Annotated in this window: 20 protein-coding genes; 13 read left to right on the top strand and 7 right to left on the bottom strand. The window is 42.5% G+C overall.

Annotated features, from left to right (window positions below; genetic code table 11):
• Positions 1-86: 86 nt before the first annotated feature.
• Complete coding sequence (locus H6G73_RS02090; protein WP_190601295.1) at positions 87-1,946, bottom strand: NAD(P)H-quinone oxidoreductase subunit F; 1,860 nt, start codon at positions 1,944-1,946, stop codon at positions 87-89.
• 546 nt (positions 1,947-2,492) lie between these two features.
• Here H6G73_RS02090 and H6G73_RS02085 point away from each other — a divergent pair.
• From H6G73_RS02085 to hetR, 4 genes are all read left to right on the top strand, one after another.
• Complete coding sequence (locus H6G73_RS02085) at positions 2,493-3,539, top strand: zinc-dependent dehydrogenase (RefSeq protein WP_190601294.1); 1,047 nt, start codon at positions 2,493-2,495, stop codon at positions 3,537-3,539.
• 78 nt (positions 3,540-3,617) lie between these two features.
• Positions 3,618-4,877: an inorganic phosphate transporter gene (locus tag H6G73_RS02080; protein WP_190601293.1), complete on the top strand. Its 1,260-nt coding sequence runs from the start codon at positions 3,618-3,620 to the stop codon at positions 4,875-4,877.
• A gap of 325 nt (positions 4,878-5,202) precedes the next feature.
• Positions 5,203-7,485, top strand: coding sequence for an EamA family transporter (locus tag H6G73_RS02075; protein ID WP_190601292.1), 2,283 nt, complete (start codon positions 5,203-5,205; stop codon positions 7,483-7,485).
• 451 nt (positions 7,486-7,936) lie between these two features.
• Positions 7,937-8,836 carry a heterocyst differentiation master regulator HetR gene (hetR, locus tag H6G73_RS02070; protein ID WP_190601291.1) on the top strand — a complete coding sequence of 300 codons (900 nt, stop codon included), beginning with the start codon at positions 7,937-7,939 and terminating at the stop codon, positions 8,834-8,836.
• Positions 8,837-9,071: 235 nt separating this feature from the next.
• Here hetR and H6G73_RS02065 read toward each other — a convergent pair whose 3' ends face one another.
• Positions 9,072-9,680, bottom strand: a complete 609-nt coding sequence (locus H6G73_RS02065; RefSeq protein WP_190601290.1) for a hypothetical protein — start codon at positions 9,678-9,680, stop codon at positions 9,072-9,074.
• Positions 9,681-9,936: 256 nt separating this feature from the next.
• Between H6G73_RS02065 and rpsD the strand changes: the two genes are divergently transcribed.
• Positions 9,937-10,545 (top strand): 30S ribosomal protein S4, encoded by a 609-nt coding sequence (gene rpsD, locus H6G73_RS02060; protein WP_190601289.1) that lies wholly within the window; start codon positions 9,937-9,939, stop codon positions 10,543-10,545.
• Between the two features lie 57 nt (positions 10,546-10,602).
• On the opposite strand, the gene moaA is transcribed toward rpsD, so the two are convergent.
• Positions 10,603-11,589 (bottom strand): GTP 3',8-cyclase MoaA, encoded by a 987-nt coding sequence (gene moaA / locus H6G73_RS02055; RefSeq protein WP_190601288.1) that lies wholly within the window; start codon positions 11,587-11,589, stop codon positions 10,603-10,605.
• A gap of 136 nt (positions 11,590-11,725) precedes the next feature.
• Here moaA and H6G73_RS02050 point away from each other — a divergent pair, with 136 nt between their 5' ends.
• On the top strand, positions 11,726-12,757 hold the full coding sequence (locus H6G73_RS02050; protein WP_190601287.1) for a hypothetical protein: 1,032 nt from the start codon (positions 11,726-11,728) through the stop codon (positions 12,755-12,757).
• A gap of 31 nt (positions 12,758-12,788) precedes the next feature.
• Here the strand turns inward: H6G73_RS02050 and H6G73_RS02045 are convergent, their stop codons facing one another.
• The 3 genes from H6G73_RS02045 to H6G73_RS02035 all read right to left on the bottom strand — a co-directional run bounded on the left by H6G73_RS02045 (position 12,789) and on the right by H6G73_RS02035 (position 14,581).
• Positions 12,789-13,082 carry a 4a-hydroxytetrahydrobiopterin dehydratase gene (locus tag H6G73_RS02045; protein ID WP_190601286.1) on the bottom strand — a complete coding sequence of 98 codons (294 nt, stop codon included), beginning with the start codon at positions 13,080-13,082 and terminating at the stop codon, positions 12,789-12,791.
• 48 nt (positions 13,083-13,130) lie between these two features.
• Positions 13,131-13,388, bottom strand: coding sequence for a transporter suffix domain-containing protein (locus H6G73_RS02040; RefSeq protein WP_190601285.1), 258 nt, complete (start codon positions 13,386-13,388; stop codon positions 13,131-13,133).
• A 365-nt stretch (positions 13,389-13,753) separates the two neighbouring features.
• Positions 13,754-14,581 (bottom strand): carbohydrate ABC transporter permease, encoded by an 828-nt coding sequence (locus H6G73_RS02035; protein WP_190601284.1) that lies wholly within the window; start codon positions 14,579-14,581, stop codon positions 13,754-13,756.
• 274 nt (positions 14,582-14,855) lie between these two features.
• On the opposite strand from H6G73_RS02035, the gene H6G73_RS02030 reads away from it, so the two are divergent.
• The 5 genes from H6G73_RS02030 (at position 14,856) to folE (ending at position 19,576) form a co-directional block, all read left to right on the top strand.
• The gene (locus H6G73_RS02030) at positions 14,856-15,554 is read left to right on the top strand and encodes an aldehyde oxygenase (deformylating) (RefSeq protein ID WP_190601283.1); all 699 of its coding nucleotides are present in this window, start codon (positions 14,856-14,858) and stop codon (positions 15,552-15,554) included.
• Between the two features lie 119 nt (positions 15,555-15,673).
• On the top strand, positions 15,674-16,693 hold the full coding sequence (locus tag H6G73_RS02025) for a long-chain acyl-[acyl-carrier-protein] reductase (RefSeq protein WP_190601282.1): 1,020 nt from the start codon (positions 15,674-15,676) through the stop codon (positions 16,691-16,693).
• Between the two features lie 90 nt (positions 16,694-16,783).
• A complete protein-coding gene (locus tag H6G73_RS02020) occupies positions 16,784-17,764 on the top strand; it encodes an acetyl-CoA carboxylase carboxyltransferase subunit alpha (RefSeq protein WP_190601281.1) in 981 nt (326 codons plus the stop codon).
• A 319-nt stretch (positions 17,765-18,083) separates the two neighbouring features.
• On the top strand, positions 18,084-18,809 hold the full coding sequence (locus H6G73_RS02015; protein ID WP_190601280.1) for an SDR family oxidoreductase: 726 nt from the start codon (positions 18,084-18,086) through the stop codon (positions 18,807-18,809).
• 59 nt (positions 18,810-18,868) lie between these two features.
• A complete protein-coding gene (gene folE, locus H6G73_RS02010) occupies positions 18,869-19,576 on the top strand; it encodes a GTP cyclohydrolase I FolE (protein WP_190601554.1) in 708 nt (235 codons plus the stop codon).
• Positions 19,577-19,857: 281 nt separating this feature from the next.
• Here folE and H6G73_RS02005 read toward each other — a convergent pair whose 3' ends face one another.
• Positions 19,858-20,490: a phosphoribosylanthranilate isomerase gene (locus H6G73_RS02005; RefSeq protein ID WP_190601279.1), complete on the bottom strand. Its 633-nt coding sequence runs from the start codon at positions 20,488-20,490 to the stop codon at positions 19,858-19,860.
• Between the two features lie 130 nt (positions 20,491-20,620).
• On the opposite strand from H6G73_RS02005, the gene psaK (H6G73_RS02000) reads away from it, so the two are divergent.
• Together psaK (H6G73_RS02000) and psaK (H6G73_RS01995) are read left to right on the top strand one after the other, a co-directional pair.
• Positions 20,621-20,872: a photosystem I reaction center subunit PsaK gene (gene psaK / locus H6G73_RS02000; RefSeq protein ID WP_190601278.1), complete on the top strand. Its 252-nt coding sequence runs from the start codon at positions 20,621-20,623 to the stop codon at positions 20,870-20,872.
• A gap of 293 nt (positions 20,873-21,165) precedes the next feature.
• Positions 21,166-21,450, top strand: coding sequence for a photosystem I reaction center subunit PsaK (gene psaK, locus H6G73_RS01995; protein ID WP_190601277.1), 285 nt, complete (start codon positions 21,166-21,168; stop codon positions 21,448-21,450).
• Positions 21,451-21,465: the final 15 nt, after the last annotated feature.

Below are 21,465 nucleotides of genomic sequence, written 5' to 3'. Positions count from 1 at the left end.
TGCAAATTCAGAATAAGAAAACTTAGTTGCTGATTAGAAACTTTTAAATTATTTGATGATGAAGGTGGGCATTACCCACCTGTGAATTAAAAGACTAAATTGAGGAACTGTCCACCCCAGAAAGGCCAAGTTACCCAAGCACCTAATACACCAACTCCTAAGAGTACAGTGAAGGCATAAAATTGGGTTTGTCCAGAGGTACTGTATTTGAGTCCTTCACCACCTAACAGGGAGAATAAACCCACAAAATTGACAATGCCATCAACTACAAAGCGGTCAACCATATCCGCAAACTTAGAAAGTTGGGCAACGCCAAAAATAATGGTGATTTTGTAAAGTTTGGGAGTGTAAAAATCGTAAGCTAACAGGTTTTGTAAACCCTGCCAAGGTAAGCGGACAGGTTTAGGAATATTACCTAAATAAATGACACCACTAATGCTACAACCAAAGATGCTTGACCAAATTAACAACAGTGCTACATCTTTATTCAGGTCTGCCCAACTGGGAAGTAGGGATAAACTTTGTAAAACCAAGGGCAGATGCAACACAAACCCCATGAGAATCACCATGGGTAGTACCATCAACCAGAGAACTTCCGGGGAACGTTCACTCATTTGCTTAGGTTTACCACCAAAGATGAGTCCGAATTCTCTGGTTAAACTAAATGCTGTTAACAGGTTTACGGTTATGATAATTCCCACCAACCAAGGATGAGTACCCCACAAACCGTCAGCTAATTTCACTAATGCCCAAAAGCTACCTAAGGGTGGGAAGCCAATTAAACCTAATGTCCCAACAATAAAAGCCAGTCCAGAAATGGGACGACGTGACCACAAACCGCCAAGTTGGGTAACATCTTGAGTCACACTGTTCCAAACAATTCCCCCTGTACTCATGACCAAGAGGGCAGAAGCGAGAGCATGGGTGAGAACTAATAACAGTGCAGCTTCGTCCTGCTGGGTGCCTACGGCAATAAATACCAAGCCCATGTAAGCACTAACAGAATAGGATAAGCAGCGTTTTACGTCAATTTGAGCGATCGCAATTAAAGAACCACAAATAGCTGTCACTGCACCAATAGCCACCATTGCTGATGAAACTAAAGGTGATAAGCTAAACACTGGTTGCAGCTTAATTAAAATCCATGCACCAGTGGCAACTACAACTGAGTTCCGTAAAATGGTGCTAGGAACCGGGCCTTCCATCGCTTCATCCAACCACAAATGGAGAGGAAATTGAGCGCATTTACCCATTGGCCCAGCAATTAACGCTAGACAGACTAACGTAATAATTGTTGGGTCTACATTCGCAGTCGCAGCCCATTCCGCTAGGTCTGTGAAACTCCAAGTTCCAGCTAGAGGCCAAAGTCCTAAAACACCCATCAGCAAAAATAAATCGCCGACACGTTTGGTTAAAAAAGCATCTCTAGCCCCTGTAACTACCAAAGGTTGGCTAAACCACAAACCAACTAACAGGTAGGTTCCCAGAGTCAGAATTTCTAGAATTACATAACTAAAGAATAAGTTATTACACAAAGCTAGGGCACAAAGACCAGCCTCAAACAATCCTAATAAAGAGAAGAAACGTCCCCATCCCCAGTCCATTTCCATGTATCCCACGGCAAATACCTGGGCTAGGAAGTTAAGTCCGGTGATGACAATGATGGCACCCACACTGATGGAAGAGACTTCTAAATTGATAGTTAGGTCTAAACCTGCTGTGGATAGCCAAGGAATAAACACTTCTTTAGCTGGTTGATGCCAAGTTGCTGGAAATGACAATACAACATGTAGAAAGGAAAAAAAGGTCATGATCAAATTGACATAACCTGCTGGTCTTGGCCCTGTGCGGCGAATAATACCTGGAGACCAAGGAACAGCCAAAAGACCGCCAATTAACGCATAGCAAGGGACCAGCCAAACGGTCTCTAGCAAGTATTGAGACATGAATTTACCTCTATATTTGCAGCAAAAATGATTGCGTCAGCATCAACAGACGTTGATCCCCAATGATTTTAGGTATGAAAATAATGCAAATTTACTTTTGCTTAATATTGTTAGGTATAGCTTACCTTTATATCGTCCAAAAGTGAATTACTTCATTAGATAAATCAACGATAACTACTCTAATTAATTCTTATAGTTCTATGGATTGGTTTATCAAATCATTACCATTATGTTTAATCTATTAACAGGTATTGATTCAATATAATGATTAATATTCTTTTTTCCAATGGCATAAAAAATGGCGAGTATCAAAAAATCATCAATTATATAAGTTACAGCAAATCTAAGCGAAGGTTAACCATCTGGTGGGAATTAAATGTGCATAATTTTCAACCCTTGTAGAGAGGTTCTGGTGGAACGCCTCTATAATCATGTTCACCAGATTTCTCTGTCAAAGAAAGGTGTATTTGATCACGATGGTAAGCAAATAAAAAAGTGAAATGACCATATGTTACATCTATTAACGTTGAGTGATGAAGAATCAACGTGAAAGCACAGGTATTTAGAGGCGTAAATCAGTTATCCTACGAAGAAATTCCCGTCCCCACCCTAGAAGCAGATGAAGTCCTGGTACAGGTGCGGGTAGTAGGTCTATGTCAATCAGATATAAAAAAAATTCGTTATCCTCTCTATGAACCACCGCGCATTTTTGGTCATGAAACCGCTGGAACAATTGCTGCGGTTGGTGCAGAGGTGAAAAACTGGCAAGTCGGACAAAGGGTGGCAGTGATGCACCATATCCCATGTATGCGTTGCGACTATTGCCTCAATGATAATTTCTCCATGTGCGATGTTTATAAAAATATTTCTACTACCGCAGGGTTTAACGCCAGTGGAGGGGGTTTTGCTGAATATGTGAAAGTACCAGGTCATATTGTCCGTAATGGCGGTTTAATCCCCATTCCTGACCAGATCAGCTTTGAAGAAGCAAGTTTTGTAGAACCAACGAATTGCTGTTTAAAAGCAGTGAAAAAAGCCCAAATTGCCCCAGGACAAACTGTGTTAGTTACAGGAGCCGGGCCAATTGGGTTAATGTTTATAATGTTGGTCAAGTATTTTGGTGGCAAAGCGATCGCTACTGATTTACTGCCCTCTAGAATTGAAAAAGCTTTAAATGTAGGTGCAGAAGCCGCATTTGATGCCCGTGATCCTCACTTACCGGCCAAAATCCAAGCTTTAACCAATGGTTTAGGTGTGGATGTCACCTTACTGGCAGTCCCCAGCGAAAAAGCTTTCTTCCAAGCCTTAGACTGTACCCGCAAAGGGGGAAAAATACTGTTTTTTGCTGAATTTCCTGATGAAGTAGAAATTCCCCTCAACCCCAATATTCTGTATCGTCGAGAAATCGATTTACTGGGTAGTTATAGCTCATCCTATCGCTTACAAAACTTGTCGGCGGATATAGTTTTCAATCGTCGCATTGATGTGCAAGCATTAATTAGCGATCGCTATCCCTTACAAGATTTATCCGCAGCGGTAGAACAAGCGATCGCACCCACAGCCGAAACGTATAAAATTTTGATTTATCCCTAAACCAGTCTAACGGGAGCAGGGGATATAGGGCGACCAGAGTATGATATTAATCGTTGCCCATCTCCCCTTCATCGCCTGATGTCTATTACTTTAGTTATAGTCGTCCTCTTAGCATTCTACGTGGCCTTCAATCTCGGTGCTAATGACGTTGCTAATGCTATGGGAACTTCCGTCGGTTCCAAAGCTGTCACCCTCAAACAAGCCATCATCATTGCAGGGATTTTAGAGTTTACAGGTGCGGTGTTATTTGGCCATGAGGTGACGGAAACATTAGGGACAAAAATTGCTAATCCTGCCTTATTTACTAACACACCTCAAACTTTAGTTATAGGTATGGTTACAGTATTGTTAGCATCAGGGGTATGGCTCCAAATCGCCACATCAAAGGGTTTACCTGTGTCCTCATCCCATGCGGTAGTGGGAGCGATCGCTGGCTTTAGTTGGGTAGCATTGGGAATAGAAGCCATAGATTGGCCATCCATTGGCTTAATTACCATTGGTTGGATTTTAACACCTGTGATCAGTGGAGCGATCGCTGCTAGTTTTTACAGTGTCATTCAGCGTTGGATTTTCTCCCAACCTCATCCCTTGACACAAATTCAAGAATGGATTCCGTGGTTAAGTACCTTATTAATCAGCGTCTTTGGCATCATCGTTTTACCGACCCTAACTCATCCCCTCACCCAATTCTTAACCAACCAATATGGCTTCCATCTTCCCCCCCAAGACATCGCCATTGGTATAGGTGCAGTTGCTGCTATGGGACTAACTATCATTAGTTGGCGGCAATTAAATCAATATCAAATGGCCAATTCCCCTCTTTTTAATCCCATCGAAGCTTTATTTGCTCGCTTTCAATTACTCAGCGCTTGCTTCGTCGCCTTTGCTCACGGTTCTAACGACGTAGGTAATGCGATCGCACCTCTGGCAGTCATTGCCCATATCAATCATACCCACTCAGTCCCCAGCCACGACATTTCCATCCCTATTTGGATTTTGATACTTGGTGGTGCAGGTATAGTTGCAGGTTTAGCCATTTGGGGCAAGAAAGTCATCACTACTATTGGTGAAAACATCATCTCTCTACAACCTAGTAGTGGTTTTTGTGCCGAACTTGCCACCGCCACCACCATCTTAGTAGCATCCCGCTTAGGTTTACCAGTTTCTACCTCCCACGCCTTAGTGGGTGGAGTTGTCGGCATTGGACTAGTGCAGAACCTCAAATCAATTAAATTCCAAACTCTCCAAGGAATAGCCACCGCTTGGTTGATTACAGTCCCCGTCAGCGCAGCCGTAAGTGCCATCATCTTTACAACTATCAAAAACCTGAATTTTTAGGTACACAGGAGTGCTTCATCAAGGGAGGTACTTGATCAGCAAGTATCTTTTCTTTCCATTTTTCCCTGCTGCTCTAGTCCTCTTTTTCCCCTCCCGCCTTAACTCTGACTGGAAAGTGTTCAAAGGTGACTTTTCATTCCTCATAAATACCTGTTAAATTGGCACTTTGCCATCTTCCAGTTCAGCATGACAGAATTACGGTGAAATGCGTAAGTCCTGTTAAGAATTTTGAGTTTACCTGTCAAAATACAGGAAACTTAATATTAGCGTCAAACCAGGGGACGGGAAGCAGCTTTGTCGTCAAGGTGTTAGAGGTTAGAAACTGATGGGGCGATTCGAGAAGCGTTCAGAAAACCCACGAACCAGAGGAGACCTACCCAGAGCCGCAGAAAATGCGCTGTGGGATGTGGTTGAGGACTTAGAAAATTTGCAACAGAATTTACTCAAGTCGTTGCAAGAAGATGTAAAGCGGTTGGAAGCGGAAAAAAACCGTTTAGCCAATGATATTCAAAAATTAATAGATGAAAAAGAGCAATTACAGCAAGCGAGACAAATCACTGAACAACAAGTGTTAATCCGCCAGCTAGCGGAAGTTTTAGCCAAGCACATATCTTCCCAATTACAATCTTCTCTCAAGACTTTAGCCTCCCAATCTGTAGAGAAATCATCGACAACCACTGTCCAACCATCATCTGAAGTCAATACAGGTAACGTTCAACAAATCAATCAGAATGTCAGCCAGATGCTAGACAATCTTGATGATACTGTGACTATTGCCTTTAATTCTCTGTTGCAAGAATTAAAGAATTATCAAAGCAATATTTCTCAGCAGTTGTCTCGGATGTATGACCAACAGCAGCAAGGGGAAGCTATCTTTGCAGAGTTCGTCAATCGGTTGCGTGAAGGATTAGAACAAAATCAAACCAAGATTCCTGCCAAAGTGCCCACGGGAGGTATACCTACTGTTTTACAACCCGCAGAACCATATAAAAATGGTTTTGCAGAGAAATCTGCTCAAAAAATAGTCAGTGAACCTGTGGCACTGATTACCCCGGAACCAAAAACAGAAACTCTTCCCACTTCTACTACATTTACATTACTCCAACCCGCCCAAAAGATTAATCCTGGCAACAGCGATGATCAGCCAGAGGAGTCTTCACAAAAATTTACACCACAACCCCCACCACCGGAAAAAGCTCCTGAATCTGCTGAGGTGAATAATTCTCAACCTCCCGCACCTCCACCCCCAGAAACGACTCCCACAACTAATATAGTTAGTGAACCAGATTATTGGTCTGGGCAACCATCTCGTTTAGAAACATCTGCCGCAGAAAATTCGACTGATGAATCAGAACCATCAGAGGTAGAAAATAATTCTTTGACAAATACAGTTAGTGAACCAGACTATTGGTCTGGGCAACCATCTCGGTTAATCACATCCTCCCAAGACCAACCATCCGAGCCAATTTCTGTATTCAGTCCCCAAAGTAATGACAGTGATGTGGGAACCCCAACTACTGTTAAATCACAGTTTCCGCCACAAAAAACTCATCGTCGCAGCCGTGGGACTTCTAGCTTGTCTCCTGTGCAGGTAGGTTTATTTTTGGTGATATTGTCTACCGTTGTATCTGCATTGTACAACGTAGCCATTAAAGCTATTTTCCAAACAGGCTCTCAGTTGGCTAATCAATCAGAAATTAGTCAATTAATTCTACCGACATTGGGCAATATTTTCTTAATTTTAATGCTGCGGTTACTGGTGGTTGTGCCGTTAATGTTGCTGCTAGCACCAATTTTGCATCCCCAGGTTTGGCAGGATTTACAAAATCTTTTTAACGCTGTCAGGGAACAGAAAAATCCTAGCAGTGAAAAAACCAAACGAGTGCTGTTGTTATCTGTGGTGAGTGGTGGGGTTTTATTTCTCTCCCAAGTGCTGATTTATCTTTCCTTGGGGGAAGTGAGTATGACCACAGGGATGGCGATCGCTCTTTTCTTTATTTATCCCATCTTCAGCGTCTTTCTTTCCTGGGTGCTATTTCGCGAACGGCTCAAGGTTTTGGGTATGGGTGCGATCGCTGCCATTATCTGCGGTGAACTCCTCGTCCTGAGCGGCACCCCTGCTGGATTAGGTAATAACTCTTTTGGCACCACCACAGCAATTATATCGGGAATCACCTTTGCTGTGTATGTCATCCTCACAAAGATATGTTCTAGTCAACTTCACCCAGTTTCTTTTACCTTAATCAACTTCGCCACCATGTTGTTGTTAAGTTTCGCTTGCTTAATCATTCCTTTACCAAGCGATTGGAGTTTGATTATTAACTCTTCCAACGTCCTGGAATTAGTCCTCAGTGCCTTTATGCTAGGGGTACTGACTCTTTGTGGCTATTTATTAAATAACTTTGGCATCAGCAAACTAGGTGCACCTCGTTCAGCAATTATCGGTGCTGCCGTGCCCATTTTCACCGTTATTTTTGCTGGATTAATTATTCAAGAATCTCTCAACTTTATTCAAGTTTTGGGTATTTTATTTGTCACTTTTGGGGCGGCTGCTATTAGTTTAGAAAACATTAAAAACCAGTTTAAAAATCCATTTTCTCAAAATTAATTGCCCCAGCAAATCAAAATTAAAAATGTTAATGATTTTCATCTTCTACCTCCGTGTTTATTTACTCACCGACACCTAGTCAGGAGAGAACTCAGCCCTTGATGGCTTCACGCCTTATCGTATCCACCCCCTACACCCCAGACCCCACACCCTAACCTTTCTCAGATGTAGTTTAATTAACCGGAACAGCAGTAAAAATGATTGCCACTCAATCTAAATAACTCATGCTAAGAAACACATTTTTTCCAGCTAATTTCTCTTCTCTTAAAAATCTATGTCAACCATTAAATGAGGGGTATAACCCTACAGGAAGAATCATCCCCAGCAAATAACTTAAATACCAAATTTAACTGTCTAAACTAAAGACAATTGAGAAAATTTGGTGTATAATTCTTTATCTGAGACTCCACTTTCACACTTGTAAACCCTTCATTCATCTAAAAGTTTAAATATGAGCACCGACTTAGATCTGATCAAACGTCTTGGACCCAGCGCAATGGATCAGATCATGCTATATCTGGCTTTCAGCGCTATGCGGAAAAGTGGTCACAGACATGGAGCATTTCTTGATGCCGCCGCTACCGCAGCTAAATGTGCCATTTATATGACTTATTTAGAACAAGGTCAAAACCTGCGGATGACAGGACATCTGCACCACCTTGAACCGAAACGAGTCAAAATTATCGTTGAAGAAGTTAGACAAGCCTTAACAGAAGGTAAATTGTTGAAAATGCTTGGTTCTCAAGAACCACGCTACCTAATTCAACTGCCTTATGTGTGGATGGAAAAACATCCTTGGCAACCAGGCAGATCCCGTGTACCTGGCACTAGCCTCACCAGCGAAGAGAAAAGACAAATTGAGCAAAAACTACCCAAGAACCTACCCGATGCTCAGTTAGTAACTTCCTTTGAATTTTTAGAGTTAATTGAGTTCCTACACAAACGTTCTCAAGAAGACCTGCCTCCTAACCACCAGATGCCTCTGAGTGAAGCCCTGGCAGAACACATTAAACGCCGCTTACTCTACTCAGGTACGGTAACACGCATTGATTCTCCTTGGGGAATGCCTTTCTATGCCCTAACTCGTCCTTCCTATTCTCCTGCGGACGAACAAGAGCGGACTTATACCATGGTAGAAGACACTGCTCGTTTCTTCCGGATGATGCAAGACTGGACAGAGAAGAAGCCACATTCCATGCGGGCGGTAGAAGAATTAGATATTCCCGCTGAAAAAATGGATCAGGCATTGGAAGAACTAGACGAAATTATCCGCGCTTGGGCAGATAAATATCACCAAGATGGTGGTGTACCAATGGTTGTGCAAATGGCATTTGGTCGCCAGGATACGTAAACAAGCATGGGGTTAGAAGTCATCTTCTGGCCGTGGAGTGAACAACAACTTTGATTCAGATGGGTTCCCCAAACAGAGAATTGAAGCCGGGGATACAAATTAACCTAATAGTTCATGGTTGTCATACCATGAGTGTGGCCCATATGCGTAGAAAGCAGGATTCCGAATTTCAGTAGGGTGGCCTATCTGCCAACCCTACCAAGAGGATTAGAGCCAATTGGCAATAGTTGAAGGCTTATCGACTATTGGGAGTAGAAGGAATTGGTGTAGATCCAGGAATCGGATTTGATCCTGGGGGCGTTGTTGAGACAGAACCCACACCGCTGGAGCGGTCACTGGCATCTATACAAGTGTCCAACGCCTGATTAGGGTTTAATGCAATTTCTTGACGCAAGCCAACTACACATTGAGCAAAATTTATCGGCAACAAACTGCGACCACAATATGTTAAGGCAGCTGGATTTACTGTCTGTTGAGTAACCTTGCTAATGGCAACTACACATTGAGATAATTCCTCTGGACGACGAGCTTGATTACAGGCAGAGAGGGCATCTATAGATGTGATTTGCGTTTCTTTTCTGATCGTCACAACGCAGGCAGATAATTCTCGTGGACGCAGTGCAGTTGCACAATTTTTCGCTGCTGCCTCTGGTGTCACTCCAACTTTTAATAACTGGGCAGCACAAGCTCGGTAATCATTTCCATAGGTATAGGTGATGGCTTGACTGGGCTGAACACCTGCCCACAATCCAGTTACTGCTAAGACTGGTGCTGTGAATATTGTAAGGGTATAACCCCCTAAATTGCTACCCCATTGGCTGAATTTTTTTTTGTTTGCTAGCATAGCCTTTCTCCAAACACCAAAGGTTATGCTAACTCACAATTTGAATATGGTATCGCAATATAACAAAAAATTTTCGAGCCATTAGCTGTGCTGCTGGTATAGATTCTTGATCACAGCAGCCATTGTCATTTGTGAGCAGACTAAATCCTGTGCAAATTATTAGCTCAACTGAAAGAATACCCTAACTACTTGGTTGAGCATATGTCATAATGGTATGTCTGGTTGATGTTTAAACAGGATTAGATAAAGGAAACTCATGTCCCGATATAGAGGGCCACGCCTCAGAATTGTACGTCGCTTGGGCGAATTGCCAGGATTAACTCGCAAAAGCGCAAGACGGGCTTATCCACCCGGTCAGCATGGTCAGAACCGCAAGAAACGCTCTGAATATGCTATCCGCCTAGAGGAAAAGCAAAAGTTGCGCTTGAACTATGGTCTGACTGAAAAACAACTGCTCCGCTATGTACGGAAAGCTAGACGTGTAACTGGTTCTACCGGACAAGTGCTGCTGCAATTGTTGGAAATGCGCCTGGATAACACTGTTTTCCGTATGGGTATGGCTCCCACAATTCCTGCGGCCCGTCAGTTGGTAAATCATGGTCATGTGACTATCAATGGTCGCGTGGTCAACATTGCTAGCTACCAGTGTCGTCCTGGGGAAGAAATTGCCGTCAGAAATAAAGAAGCATCCAAGAAGTTGGTAGAAGCAAACTTACAATATCCTGGTTTAGCTAACCTTCCTAGCCACCTGGAATTTGATAAAAATAAATTGACAGGCAAAGTTAACAGCGTGATTGAGCGGGAATGGGTAGCACTCCAAGTGAACGAGTTACTTGTGGTGGAATACTACTCACGTCAGGCTTAATTTTCAAGTCTTTGGTCATTTGTCATTGGTAGTTTACACAGAACTAATGACTAATGACTAACCTCCAATTTGCGACATGGTACGACTGTAAGTACCAAGAGTGCCAGAGTCGCGTTGCTGAAAGTTGATTTCTGGTTTGATGGCTAAAAGTTTTCTGACTTGGTGTTGCAGTTCCTGGGTACTAACACCTTGACGTAAGCTAGTTTTCAAGTCAATTTGACCAGTTTCGTTTAATAGGCAGGGACGCAACCAACCATCGGCAGAAAGACGCATCCGATTGCAGCGATCGCAAAAACATTCGGACATTTGACTAATAAATCCCAAGGTGCCTTTAGCACCGGGAATTTTAAAGATATCCGCTGGCCCATTGCCGCGAATTTGAGATTCATTTAACCCCCATTGAGCCGCTATACTTTGGCGTAACTGTGCGGACGTTATCCAACCACGCTCCCCAAATAATTCTCCGTTGCCAATAGGCATAAACTCAATAAACCGTACGTGCCAATTCTTATTGATAGTTAAAGCTGCTAAATCTAGAACTTCATGGTCATTGACACCAGGAATTACCACTACATTTAACTTCAGGGGGTCAAATCCCACCGCATATGCAGCTTGAATCCCTTGCCAAACTTGTTGCCATCGTCCTCGTCCCTGATTACCAATAATTTGTTCAAAGGTATCTGGTTGGAGAGAATCTAGACTAATGTTGATGCGGTGTAATCCGGCATCATAAAGACCTTGAGCTAAGGGTGCGAGTAAAAACCCGTTGGTAGTCATGGACAGGTCTTGCGTTTGTGGTAAAGCAGCAATTTGCCTGACCAATTCCACCACCCCAGGACGTAGGAGAGGTTCACCACCAGTCAAACGAAACCGAGTAAAACCCACGGGGATAAATACTTCTTGAATGAGGGTGAGAAGTTCTTGATCAGTTAACAGTTGCTGCTTGAGGATATAGTCTAATTCTGCTCCTTCTGGCATACAGTAAAGGCAGCGAAAGTTGCAGCGATCAATTAAGCTGATGCGGAGGTAGTCTACCTGGTTCATGTTGTGGTGATTGACGGTATCAACCGCATTCTAGACTATCTGCTAGCAGTGATGGGGGGAGAAGATAGGAGCTATATTTAACTGACGCAATTGTGTAATAATAAACCGATCGCACACCATCATTCATCTATCCATCGTGCAAGATACCGAAGCTTTCAATGACCTTGCTGCGGCATTGCAACAGCCAGCAGATTTGACCTTTGAAATTCCCGACCCCGAAGATGAACAGATTCCCGATGCTGATTTTCTTCAGCAGTTGGATGTAGCTTGGCAGATATGCGATCGCTTTGACTTGCAAACAGAAATTTGGCGGGGGAGAATTTTACGTGCTATCCGCGACAGAGAGAAAAAAGGCGGTGATGGTCGGGGTACTGGTTTTCTGAAATGGCTCAAGGAACGGGAAATTAGTAAAAGTCAAGCCTATTCCTGGATTCAACTAGCCAATAGTGCCGATACACTTCTAGAAGAAGGGAAACTTGACCCGAAAGCTGTGAATAACTTTAGTAAAAGGGCCTTTGTGGAAACAGCCAAAGCTGCACCAGAAGTCCAACATATGGTCAGTGAAGCTGCACAAAAAGGCGATCGCATCACTCGTAGAGAAGTGCGTCAACTCACCGATGAATGGACAGCCATGTCCTCGGAATTATTACCAGAGCCTGTGAAGGAAAAAGCCGCCGATAACAGCCTCCCTGCTCGTTACATAGCCCCTCTGGTCAAGGAAATGGAAAAACTGCCAGAATCCCACCAAAAGGTCTTACAGAAGGAAATAGCGGCGAATCCTGATGTAGATACATTAAAACAAGCCACCTCAGAAGCGAGACAACTGGCAAAATATCTCAAGTCAGCGGCTCAAGTCCAGGCTTTGACTCAAGAAGATGTAGACATTGAATACGCCTTAGAAGAAGCGCAAAGAGTTGGTTGTTTGAGTATTGCGGCTGATTTAGTCAATCAAGCATCGCAAATGGAACAAACCATTGCCAAGTTGTACATGACATGGAAAAAAATTACTAACTTGGCCGATAGATTATATGTAGATACTGGAGCCAGTACACCGAATTTGCGATCGCTCCTCAGTTCCATTGAACCACTGGGAGGTGAAATTATGGAACTGCAACTCAGTGGAGCTACAGAACACACCATTCGCTTGCAAATTCAAGAAATGAATTAAGGTATGTGCGATGGGAAATGGAGGAAAATGGCTAGGAACTATAAACTTCCTCCATTTTCTTTGCCAATTCCACATCTAAATTACTAATGACATTACCAATATCATGGGTAGCTAAATTCACTTGCACAGTGCTATAAACATTAAACCATTCTGGGTGATGACCCATAGTTTCCGCGTGCACACCCACAGTTACCATCCAGCCCAAAGCTGCGGGGAAAGAATTAAATTTGAATTCTTTATATAGCTTCCCATCATTAACTGTCCATCCTGGAAGGGTAGCAAGAGCTTGTATGACTTCCGCTTCACTTAGTTTTTGTGCTGCCATAATTGACTCAACTTGTGATTGACACAGAGATTTCCCATATTTATCATCCTACTCGCTACTTTTACACAGGATGCGTTTCAATTGGTTTTTGAGATATTGGAAATTCAAATAATTTTGATAGCGTTGCACCACTTCTTTACCAACTAGCAGCACACCAACCCAAAATGTTACTTCAGCCACCACTAACCATACAGGTGCTAATACAGCTTTTTGGGAGATAGACAGGGGGAGAAAAGGCAAAATGAAAGGTATGCCTAACCAAGGTGAAAAGGAAAGGACAATTAATGCTAAACCCAATTTTTGCATAGTTACTGATATGCAGAGAATCTGAGTTTAGTATTTTTAGTGAGGTGCTTGAGGTTGCTTATCTTACAAATTACTTTTTTGATAGTTGATAACATCTAATATCAAACTAATTTAGCTGATATTATTTCTTGGACATCTTGCATAAATATTTTTTTCACGCAGAGACACAAAGAAAAGAGCACAAAGCAGAGTTTTTGGCAGAGGTCTATTTCTAAGATAAGTTATTTTATATATAGCAATGGACAGAGCGATTAGGACATTAAGTAACACTAAAACTTAGACAGCCAAAGGCTTTTAGCACTATCATTCTTTATCTGCGTGCATCTGCTTTAAATTATTTTTGGTGGATATTTTAATCCATAAATTTAATTCTTCATACCTGTTGTGGCAATACCACGAATAAACTGCTTTTGACCAATTAGAAATAGCACTACCACAGGCACAGTTGTGATGGTTACTGCTGCCATCATCAATGGCCAATTATTAGTAAATTGTTCTTGAAACTCAGCCAAAGCTAGTTGCACTGTTCTTAATTCTGGTCTAGTGGTAAATACCAATGGTTTAAATAAATCATTCCATTCACCGATGAAGGTAAACAAAAATAGGGTGACTAAAGCAGGACGAGCTAAAGGTAACATGACTCGCCACAAAATTTGCAGTCGGTTTGCACCGTCAATAGCTGCTGCTTCTTCTAACTCCACGGGAATTGTCTGGAAATATTGACGCAAAAGAAAAATGCCAAAGCCGTTGACAGCCGTGGGTAAAATCAAGGCCCAATAGGTATTGATCATGTGTCCCCATTTCAAAACCAGGAAGATGGGTAACACCAATAATTGGAAGGGAATAATCAAAGTTGCTAATATCACCAGCAGTATTGCCTGTCTTCCCCAAAATTTCAACCTTGCGAGGGCGTAACCGGCTAGGGCAGAAGTGATAATCTGAAAAGCCGTAACTGCGATCGCTACTAAGGTAGAATTAGCAAACGCCAGTAAAAACTTACCTCGCTCCCAAGCCTCGTGGTAATTAGCTAAAGACCAGCCTTTTTGTGGCCAAATCCCTGGCGTTGCTCCTGAGGGTGCAAAGGAGGTGAGAAAAACCACAATTAAAGGCGCTAACACAACTAAGGCTCCTAGCACTAGCACTACTAGGCTCCACAAATTTCCGTTTTTCAGATTTGGGTTTGATTGCAACATGACTATATACAATTAAAAATTAAACATTAGAAATGACTATACCTAGTAAAGGTAGGCTTTTTTGCTGTCTACCAGAGACAATGTGACCCTTTAGTTGAAAACTCTATGGTTATTGTTTGTTCTAGTTCTAGACCATCGCTGGAGTCTTACCTCGTAGATCACGATAGTTTGTTTATTGTTAAGTTAAATTAAACCATAATGATGATTACCCTGAATTTATCGGGTAAATTAAGTTTTGGTATCAAATGATTCATTTATTGGAGTAAACATAACCATGCAGCAGTTGATAGACCAAGAAGAAAAATTGGATTTCCAAAGTGAAACATACAAAGACGCATATAGCCGGATTAATGCCATTGTGATTGAAGGGGAGCAAGAAGCCTACGAGAATTACATCCGATTGGCGCAAATGCTACCAGCACACGAAGATGAATTAATTCGTCTCTCTAAAATGGAAAGTCGCCATAAAAAAGGTTTTGAAGCCTGTGGACGCAACCTGCAAGTCACACCAGATTTGCAATTTGCTAAGGAATTTTTTGCAGGACTCCATGGTAATTTCCAAGCAGCAGCGGCAGAAGGAAAGGTGGTTACATGCCTACTGATTCAATCTTTAATTATCGAATGTTTTGCGATCGCTGCCTATAACATCTACATCCCTGTAGCTGATGATTTCGCTCGGAAAATCACAGAAGGTGTGGTTAAAGATGAATACAGCCATTTGAACTTTGGTGAGGTTTGGTTAAAAGAACACTTTGCTGAATCCAAAACAGAATTAGAAGAAGCTAACCGCCAAAACCTTCCCATTGTCTGGCAAATGCTCAACCAAGTAGCAGCCGATGCTCAAGTATTAGCCATGGAAAAAGAAGCTCTGGTAGAGGACTTTATGATTCAATACGGTGAAGCCTTAAGTAACATTGGCTTCTCCACCCGTGATATCATGCGTCTTTCCGCTTACGGACTCGCAACCGTTTAATTATCACCCCAGGGGGTGACTCTTCTGTTACCCCTAACGCATCTTACGCTGGCTTTGTGTAGTTTTTTTATAGCTACTGAATAAACGCTTTCGACAGAATACGCCTGATATATCACTACATGTTTGGTCTAATTGGACATCTGACAAGTTTAGAACACGCTCAAGCGGTAGCACAAGAATTGGGATACCCAGAATACGCCGATCAGGGATTAGATTTTTGGTGTAGCGCCCCACCGCAAATAGTTGATCATATTACTGTCACCAGTATTACTGGTCAAAAAATAGAAGGCAAGTATGTAGAATCTTGCTTTTTACCAGAAATGTTAGCCCATCGTCGGATTAAAGCCGCGACGCGGAAAATCCTCAACGCTATGGCCCATGCCCAAAAAAATGGCATTAACATTACGGCTTTAGGTGGATTTTCCTCAATTATTTTTGAAAATTTTAATTTGGAACAGTTTAGCCAAGTTCGCAATATTAAACTGGAGTTTGAACGCTTTACCACAGGCAATACCCACACAGCCTATATTATCTGTCGCCAAGTGGAACAAGCTTCACAACAGTTAGGCATTGAACTGTCGAAGGCAACAGTGGCTGTATGCGGTGCAACTGGGGATATTGGTAGTGCAGTAACACGCTGGCTAGATAAGAAAACAGATGTACAAGAACTACTGTTAATCGCCCGTAACCAAGAACGTCTGCAAGCCCTCCAAGCTGAACTGGGACGGGGCAAAATCATGGATCTGTATGAAGCCTTACCCCAAGCAGATATAGTAGTTTGGGTTGCGAGTATGCCCAAGGGTGTAGAAATCGATCCCACCACTTTGAAGCAACCTTGTTTGCTGATTGATGGTGGCTATCCTAAAAACTTAGGGATGAAAATACAGTATCCAGGGGTGCATGTGTTAAATGGTGGGATTGTAGAACATTCCCTAGATATTGACTGGAAAATTATGAAAATCGTCAATATGGAAGTTCCAACCCGGCAGTTATTCGCCTGTTTTGCTGAATCGATGCTACTGGAGTTTGAGAAGTTATACACAAACTTTTCTTGGGGACGGAATCAGATTACCGTAGACAAAATGGAGCAAATCGGGCAAGTGTCCGTTAAACACGGATTCAGACCGCTGCTGGTTTAGTCCTTGGTCATTGGTCATCGGCAATAGTTGAAGATTGACCACTGATCATTGATGAACTAACAACAAACTCAATAATCATAACTTCTAACAATGGCAACTACTGAGCGAAAACCGCTACTGTTGGATTTTGAAAAGCCTTTAGCAGAATTAGCAACCCGAATTGACCAAATTCGGCAGTTGGCAGAAGAAAATGGTGTTGATGTTTCTGGTCAAATTCGCCAACTAGAAACACGGGCTATGCAACTGCGTGAGGAAATTTTTAGCAGTTTAACCCCTTCCCAAAGACTACAAGTAGCCCGTCATCCCCGTCGTCCTAGCACTCTGGATTACATTCAGTCCATTAGTGATGAATGGATGGAATTACATGGCGATCGCTGTGGAGGAGATGATCCGGCTTTAGTGGGTGGTGTGGGTCGGTTGGGTGGACAACCTGTGGTGATGTTGGGTCATCAAAAGGGACGAGATACTAAAGATAATGTAGCTCGGAACTTTGGTATGGCTGCACCTGGTGGCTACCGGAAAGCCCTACGGCTGATGGAACATGCCAATAAGTTTAATATGCCCATTTTGACTTTTATTGATACACCAGGGGCTTGGGCAGGTATTGAAGCGGAACACCAAGGACAAGGGGAAGCGATCGCTTACAATTTACGGCAAATGTTCTGTTTTGATGTGCCCATTATCTGCACTGTCATTGGTGAAGGCGGTTCCGGTGGGGCATTAGGCATTGGTGTAGGCGATCGCCTGTTAATGTTTGAACATTCTGTTTATACTGTTGCTACCCCGGAAGCCTGTGCCGCTATTTTGTGGAAAGATGCGGCCAAAGCACCCCAAGCCGCAGTAGCTTTGAAAATCATTTCCCACGACCTTAAAAACTTAGGCATCATTGACCAAATTTTGCCTGAACCCATTGGTGGTGCTCATTCTGACCCCTTAACGGCAGCAACAAATCTTAAACAAGCACTTCTAGATAATTTAGAAGAACTAAATCGTCTAACTGCTCCAGAACGTCGGCAACTACGTTATGAAAAATTCCGCCGTCTTGGGGTGTTCACCGAATTTACTTCTTAAAAAAACCCGAAACAATTCAATGCTAACTAGCACAGTAGCGGTGCTATAATTGCCTATGGCTCGTAAAGATTTTTAACAATCTTCTCAGCTATAGGCATTTACGCTTTCTTGTGTAGCTTTAGTCACCGGCTTTGCAGTTACTGCTGATCAGCTGGCGAAAATCTTGTCGTACTTGGTAGTCACGGCAAAACATGGACAGTATAACCCTAATGGCAAGGAATAATAACACTTGTCACAGGGAAAGCAATTGATTTTTAAAGTTATTTAATTTTATGGGTGGTAAGAGCCTTACAGGACTGCCAAAAAATTGGGAGAAACCATGAGTGTTGAGCAAAAACGACGCGCTCTAATTACTGGGGCTAGTACCGGCATTGGCAAAGCCACAGCCTTGGCCTTTGCAAAGGCAGGAATAGATGTGGCCTTAGTCAGCCGTTCACAAGAGAAATTGGAGCAGGTAGCAGCAGCCGCCACAGCAGCCGGAGTAACAGCAAAAGCTTTCTCTGTCGATTTAGCTGATGTGTCCCAAGTACAAACCAAAATCCAAGCAATCGCTCAAGAATTTGGTGACATAGATATTCTCATCAACAATGCTGGCATAGGCTACACAGGTAATTTGAGCGAAACACCCCTGCAAGACTGGCAACAAGTAATTAACTTGAATCTTACCAGTGTATTCCAATGCACAATGGCCATTTTGCCAACAATGCGGCAACGGGGCCAAGGAACCATTATCAATATTGCTTCCATCGCTGCCAAACAAGCCTTTCCCGGTTGGGGAGCCTACTGTGTCAGCAAATTTGGCTTACTGGCATTTTCCCAAACACTGGCACAGGAAGAGCGGGGGAATGGCATTCGCGTCACAGCCCTTTGTCCTGGTTCTGTCAACACTGAAATATGGGATACAGAAACAGTTCATGTCAATTTTGACCGTTCCAAAATGTTAACGCCGGAAATTGTGGCCCAAACTATTCTTCACACTGTTTTGTTACCACAACAAGCAGTGATCGAAGAATTAACCATCATTTCTAATGCGGGAATACTTTAACAATAGGTTTCCCCTCCAGGGGGTTGACCAATTACCAAACCTTAACCACAACCGATATCATGACTATTGCTAGTTCCAACGGTTCCAATCGTTTTCAATCACCTCTGATTCCTGATTTAGCAGACGCTATTAGCACCAGACCAGACCGTAACACCCACGATGGTAAGCAAGCAGAGTTGCACACTCCATCAGAGGAAAACATGGAAAAAATGATGGAAGCCGTGCGGACAATGTTAATTGGCGTTGGCGAAGATCCAGAACGAGAAGGACTCCTGAAAACACCCAAGCGCGTCGCTGAAGCCATGAAGTTTCTCACCAGTGGCTACAATCAATCCCTAGAAACACTGGTGAATGGCGCTATCTTTGATGAAGGACATGATGAGATGGTTCTCGTCAGAGATATTAATTTCTTTAGCCTGTGCGAACATCATATGCTGCCATTTATGGGTAGAGCGCATGTGGCTTATATTCCTAACCAAAAAGTTGTGGGACTCAGCAAACTAGCCCGCATTGTAGAAATGTATTCTCGACGCTTGCAGGTACAGGAAAGACTCACTCGCCAAATTGCTGAAGCTATTGATAGCATTCTCGAACCCAAGGGTGTAGCTGTAGTCATGGAAGCTACCCATATGTGTATGGTGATGCGTGGTGTGCAAAAACCTGGTTCTTGGACTGTTACTAGTTCCATGGTGGGAGTCTTCCAAGAGGAACAAAAAACCCGTGAGGAGTTTTTAAGCTTGATTCGTCACCAAGCGGTATTCTTTTAGGAATTGGTAAATAGATGATTGGTAATTGGTTAAGGGAAAATTCTTTTACCCATTACCTCTTCATACCAAATCGAAAAATGTTGGCAACAGATTGATTACCCCAACCGCCCTATCGCGCACTCTCCCCGCAAGCGGGGAGGGTTGGGGAGGGCTTTAGTCAATGTGTTGGTTGCTTTTGGAGAATTGGTATAACCTATTTTTGATTGACACAAATCATCAGGTTCACTAGATTTCTCTTATGAGAGGCTGGAGAATTGTCAAATCTCAAATGCTTTCACCCTTTAACAAATACTCTCTAATTTTGTAAAAAGTAAGGCCACTTTTTCTAAGTCCTTATCTCCTGGGGCATGTTCTACACCACTCGACAAGTCAATCCCACTAGGTTTGAGTTGGGTAAGTGCGTCAATTATATTATCTGGGGTCAATCCTCCCGCTAAAAACCAGGGACAACCAGGGCGAAATTCCTCTAACATCTGCCAATCTAAGGTTTGACCTGTACCGCCTAACTGTTGAGGATGATAGGCATCAAGTAATAAAGTATCAACATATTGGGTATAAATAGTTGCGGTTTTCAAATGGTCTAGATTGCGAATTCTTAAGGCTTTAATGATTTCTACATTGGGTAGCTGGTGACGCAATTGTTCACAAAATGCAGGTGACTCATCACCATGTAGTTGTACCCCAGTTAACTGACAAGCGCTGACGATATCACTAATTGCTGCCTGGGAGAGATTGGCAAAAACGCCAATTTTATCAATTTCTTTCGGGATTTCCCTAATAACTGCTTGAATTTTCTCTGTAGTCACGTAACGAGGTGATGTAGGAACACATATAAATCCCAGTGCAGTTGCACCCAGAGAAGCGATCGCTTGACCTTGCTGTGGTTTAGTGATACCGCAAATTTTGACCCGCATTCACATTTCTAAAATTAACAATAATCACAAAAATATCGTACTTGAGGGAGGTAAAAAAGTTTTGGATTGTCCTTAGTAATTTTATAATTTCTTTGGGATACATTAATTTTTCCATTTAGGAGTACAACGCTTGATTTCATCTATCTTATTAGCAGCCGCATCTGTTCCTGTAACACCTGAGTGGAGTCCTAAAGTGGCTGCCATTATCAGTGCTAGCAGCCTAGTGGTACTTTTGCTAAGTTTTGCGAATAAAAATGCTAAAGTCGGCCCCCGTGTGCCTTTACTACCTATTAGCATCCCTGCTTTTATTGGTGCAATGGCATTTGGTCACGTGATTGGTATCGGCATTGTTTTAGGACTGACTAATATCGGTCGTTTATAAGCTGAAATTCATTTTCTCTTCCCACTGGGGTAAAAATGAGTCGGTAGTTAAGTATTAAACTTACCTACCGTTTTTTATACTTATTGATCAGCGGTATCTGAACTCCAAAACTTGATTTCACGAATTTTCTATGATTAAGCAACAGAACCATACTGATAAATCTTCATATAGTCTTATTTTTTTAATTTTTAACTTTTAATTTATATAACCCTCCCTTTGAGAGAGGAAGCCATAAGTTCAATCAATAGATGATAAATATAGCTATTTCCATAATTTTGATTGATGGAGGGGAAATGAACTTAGTATCAACAATCCTATTATTAGTCCAATCTACTGTTCCTAATACAGGTACTACATGGAATTGGGCAGGGACTCCAGTAATTATTGGTAGCTGTTTGCTGACACTGGTGCTAGCTGGTTGGTCAATTCGTTATCCACATGTGGGACCGAAAATGCCTTTACCTTTTCCACAATTATTTAATCATCCCAGTGTTGCCACTTTTTTAGCATCCATGAGTTTTGGTCATATTATCGGTGTTGGGGCTGTTTTGGGTTTAACGAATATTGGGGTTTTGTAAATTACTAAGCAGTAG

Source organism: Richelia sinica FACHB-800, assembly GCF_014698825.1.
GTDB lineage: Bacteria > Cyanobacteriota > Cyanobacteriia > Cyanobacteriales > Nostocaceae > FACHB-800.
The sequence above is the reverse complement of the archived record's forward strand: the minus strand, read 5'-3'. Positions and strand labels throughout refer to the sequence as shown.